4 protein-coding genes are annotated in these 4,046 nt (G+C 68.8%); 3 read left to right on the top strand and 1 reads right to left on the bottom strand.

The features are described from left to right. The first annotated feature begins 67 nt into the window (after positions 1-67). Complete coding sequence (gene aceA / locus AC2VNT_RS01235) at positions 68-1,354, top strand: isocitrate lyase (protein WP_486945125.1); 1,287 nt, start codon at positions 68-70, stop codon at positions 1,352-1,354. 265 nt (positions 1,355-1,619) lie between these two features. Further along, positions 1,620-2,474, top strand: coding sequence for a 3-hydroxybutyryl-CoA dehydrogenase (locus AC2VNT_RS01230; RefSeq protein WP_486945124.1), 855 nt, complete (start codon positions 1,620-1,622; stop codon positions 2,472-2,474). Here AC2VNT_RS01230 and AC2VNT_RS01225 read toward each other — a convergent pair. Beyond that, complete coding sequence (locus AC2VNT_RS01225; protein WP_486945127.1) at positions 2,468-3,121, bottom strand: TetR/AcrR family transcriptional regulator; 654 nt, start codon at positions 3,119-3,121, stop codon at positions 2,468-2,470. The genes AC2VNT_RS01230 and AC2VNT_RS01225 overlap by 7 nt on opposite strands. A gap of 241 nt (positions 3,122-3,362) precedes the next feature. Here AC2VNT_RS01225 and AC2VNT_RS01220 point away from each other — a divergent pair. Then, positions 3,363-4,046: DUF445 domain-containing protein (locus AC2VNT_RS01220; RefSeq protein ID WP_486945126.1), on the top strand; the 684-nt coding region annotated here is incomplete at its 3' end.

The raw sequence follows: 4,046 nt of genomic DNA, 5'->3' as shown, positions 1-4,046 counted from the left end.
CTGAATCCGCCGGGCAGTTAGCAACGTCGACACTCCCGACGGCTGTGCAATCGCAAAGTAGAACCCGATGTCGACCGTTGGTACGCCGAAGAGCCCTGAGCAGAACCAGCACGACTGGGACCACAACCCGCGCTGGAAGGGTGTCACCCGCACCTACACGCCGGCCGACGTCGTCGCGCTGCAGGGCCACGTGGTCGAGGAGAACACCCTGGCCCGCCGCGGCGCCGAGGTGCTCTGGGAGCAGCTGCACGGCATGGACTACGTCAATGCGCTGGGTGCGCTCACCGGAAACATGGCCGTCCAGCAGGTGCGCGCCGGCCTCAAGGCCATCTACCTGTCCGGATGGCAGGTCGCCGGGGACGCGAACCTGGCCGGTCAGACCTACCCGGACCAGAGCCTGTACCCGGCCAACTCGGTGCCGGCCGTGGTGCGCCGGATCAACAACGCGCTGCTGCGCGCCGACCAGATCGCCAAGGTCGAGGGTGACACCTCGGTGGAGAACTGGCTGGCGCCGATCGTCGCCGACGGCGAGGCGGGCTTCGGCGGCGCGCTCAACGTCTTCGAGCTGCAGAAGGCGATGATCGCCGCCGGTGTCGCCGGCTCGCACTGGGAGGATCAGCTGGCGTCGGAGAAGAAGTGCGGCCACCTGGGCGGCAAGGTGCTGATCCCGACCCAGCAGCACATCCGCACGCTGACCTCGGCCCGGCTCGCCGCCGACGTCGCCGACGTGCCGACCGTGGTGATCGCCCGCACCGACGCCGAGGCAGCCACCCTGATCACCTCCGACGTCGACGAGCGCGACCAGCCGTTCATCACCGGGGAGCGCACCGCCGAGGGCTTCTACCACGTCAAGAACGGCCTGGAGCCGTGCATCGCCCGGGCCAAGGCCTACGCCCCGTACGCCGACCTGATCTGGATGGAGACCGGCACCCCCGACCTGGAGTTGGCCCGCAAGTTCGCCGAGGGCGTCAAGGCCGAATTCCCCGACCAGATGCTGGCCTACAACTGCTCGCCGTCGTTCAACTGGCGCAAGCACCTGGACGACGCGACCATCGCCAAGTTCCAAAACGAACTGGGCGCGATGGGCTTCAAGTTCCAGTTCATCACGCTGGCCGGCTTCCATGCGCTGAACTACTCGATGTTCGACCTGGCCTACGGCTACGCGCGCAACCAGATGAGCGCCTACGTCGAGCTGCAGGAGCGCGAGTTCGCCGCCGAGGAGCGTGGCTACACCGCGACCAAGCACCAGCGCGAGGTGGGTGCCGGCTACTTCGACCGGATCGCCACCACGGTGGACCCGGCATCGTCGACCACCGCGCTGACCGGCTCCACCGAGGAGGGGCAGTTCCACTGAGCCGAGTGGCGCCGGCCGCGAGGCGAAGTGGAACCATGGGCGTGAGCCACTGAGCCGAGTGGCGCCGGCCGCGAGGCGAAGTGGAACCATGGGCGTGAGCCACTGAGCCGAGTGGCGCCGCCGCAGCCACAGGGTGGAGCCACTAGCCTGGCGAGCAGACGCAAAAGCCCCCTCATGGCGTCGATTTCGGGGGTCTTTGCGTCTGCTCGTGCCGGGAAAGCGCGCCGGGACGAAGCCAGCAAAGCGCCGGGACGAAGGGAACACAGTGTCGATCGAACGAGTAGGCGTGATCGGGGCCGGTCAGATGGGCGCCGGCATCGCCGAGGTCTCCGCCCGGGCCGGCGTCGACGTGACGGTCTTCGAGACGACCGAGGCGCTGGTGACGGCGGGACGCAACCGGATCGTCAAGTCGCTGGAGCGCGGCGTGAGCGCCGGCAAGATCACCGAACGCGAACGCGACACCGCGGTCGACAAGCTGACCTTCGTCACCGACCTGGCCGAGCTGGCCGACCGCCAGCTGGTGATCGAGGCCGTCATCGAAGACGAGACGGTGAAGGCGAAGATCTTCGCCGAGCTGGACGCGGTGGTCACCGACCCGGCCGCGGTGCTGGCGTCGAACACCTCGTCCATCCCGATCATGAAGCTGGCCGCAGCGACCGAGAACCCGCAACGGGTGCTGGGCCTGCACTTCTTCAACCCGGTCCCGGTGCTGCCGCTGGTCGAACTGGTCAGCACCCTGGTCACCGACGAGGCCGCGGCGGCCCGCACCGAGGAGTTCGCCGGCACCGTGCTGGGCAAGCAGGTGGTCCGTTGTTCCGACCGGTCCGGCTTCGTGGTCAACGCGCTGCTGGTGCCCTACCTGCTCTCGGCGATCCGGATGGTCGAAGGCGGCTTCGCCACCGTCGAGGACGTGGACAAGGCGGTGGTCGCCGGGCTCTCCCACCCGATGGGACCGCTGCGGCTCTCCGACCTGGTCGGCCTGGACACCCTCAAGCTGATCGCCGACAAGATGTTCGACGAGTTCAAGGAGCCGCTCTACGCCGCACCGCCGCTGCTACTGCGGATGGTGGAGGCCGGCCAGCTGGGCAAGAAGTCCGGCCGCGGGTTCTACGGCTACTGACTGGCGGCCGGTGCCGGGGTGCGCCGCCACGGGAGCGTCGGGGACGGGTGCGACCCGGCGTTGAAACTCTCCAGCGACCCGCCCACCTCGACGATCCCGCGCAGCGCGCTCCAGTTCAGCATGGTCAGGTAGTCGATCAGCTCGTCGGAGCTCATCCGCGGGTCCAGCAGCCAGGAGTGGGTGGCCAGCTGCACGCCGCCGACGATCATGTACGCCCACGGCTCCGCGCCGTGGGTGTCCATCCCGACCTCGGCCATCCGCCGGCGCAGCATCACCGCGAGCATCCGGGCGATGATCCGCTCCGAGTCGGCGATCACCTTGCTCTTGCTCGCCGAGCTGTTGGCCATCACGAACCGGTACGGCTCCGGTTCGGCGGCCACCGTCTCCACGTAGACCCGGGTGATCTCGCGAACCAGGTCGAAGCCGTCCAGGTTCGACGAGAGCGCGGCGGCCATGTTGGGGATCAGCGTTGTCTGGGCGAACCGCATCATCACCGCGGTGGTCAGGTCGTTCTTGTCGACGAAGTAGCGGTACAGGACGGTCTTGGAGACGCCGATCTCGCCGGCGATCTCGTCCATGCTGACGTAGCGGCCACGCCGGCGGATCGCCTCGATGGTCCCGTCGATCAGCTCGTTTCGGCGTTCCATCTTGTGCTGGCGCCACCGCCGCTTCCGGCCATCGGTCTTCACCGCCGCGGCCGGGGCTTTGTCTGCCACTATCGGCTCCCCAATATTTACTCGACGCGTTGATCCTACGACGACGTCCAGGCGTCCTGATCGGCGCGGTTACAGTAACTTGATCGGCGCCGGCAGGGAAGATGGTGTGATGGCGCAGCGCGACGAGTGGGCCGGCCCGGCCGCACGGGGCATGGCCGGTTCCGGCGCGCCGATGACCCCAACGCCACCGACCGGTGCCGCGGCCACGCCGTCCGGCGGATTCACCCCGCCGGCGCTGCTGCGGGCCGGCGTCTCGCTGGCGGAATCGTTCGCCGGCGCCGACCGGGCCGGCGACGCCGCCCGGCTGGCGTCGCTGCGCCGGATGAAGCTGGTGGCGCTGGGCTTCCTGCTCGGCGCCACGGTGGTCTTCCTGCTCTGCCGGTGGGCGCAGGTGGGCGGCACCGCACCGGTCTGGGTGGGCTACGTCGGCGCCGCCGCCGAGGCGGGCATGGTCGGTGCGCTGGCCGACTGGTTCGCGGTCACCGCGTTGTTCAAACACCCACTGGGCGTGCCGATTCCGCACACCGCGATCATCAAGCGTAAGAAGGACCAGCTGGGTGAGGGGTTGGGCACCTTCGTCCGGGAGAACTTCCTGTCGCCCGAGGTGGTCGAGGCCAAGCTGCGGGACGTCCAGGTGTCCGGACGGGTGGGCAAGTGGCTCTCCGAGCTCGGCCACGCCGAACGGGTGGCGGCCGAGGCGGCGATCGTGCTGCGAGTGGTGGTGGAGCTGCTGCGCGACGAAGACGTCCAGTACGTGATCGACCGGATGATTGTGCAGCGGATCGCCGAACCGCAGTGGGGTCCGCCGATCGGCCGGGTGTTGTCCACCCTGCTGACCGAGAATCGTCAGGAGGCG

The sequence above is a fragment of the Mycobacterium sp. TH-M15 genome (assembly GCF_057473705.1).
This window is presented reverse-complemented; position numbering and strand designations above follow the sequence as displayed.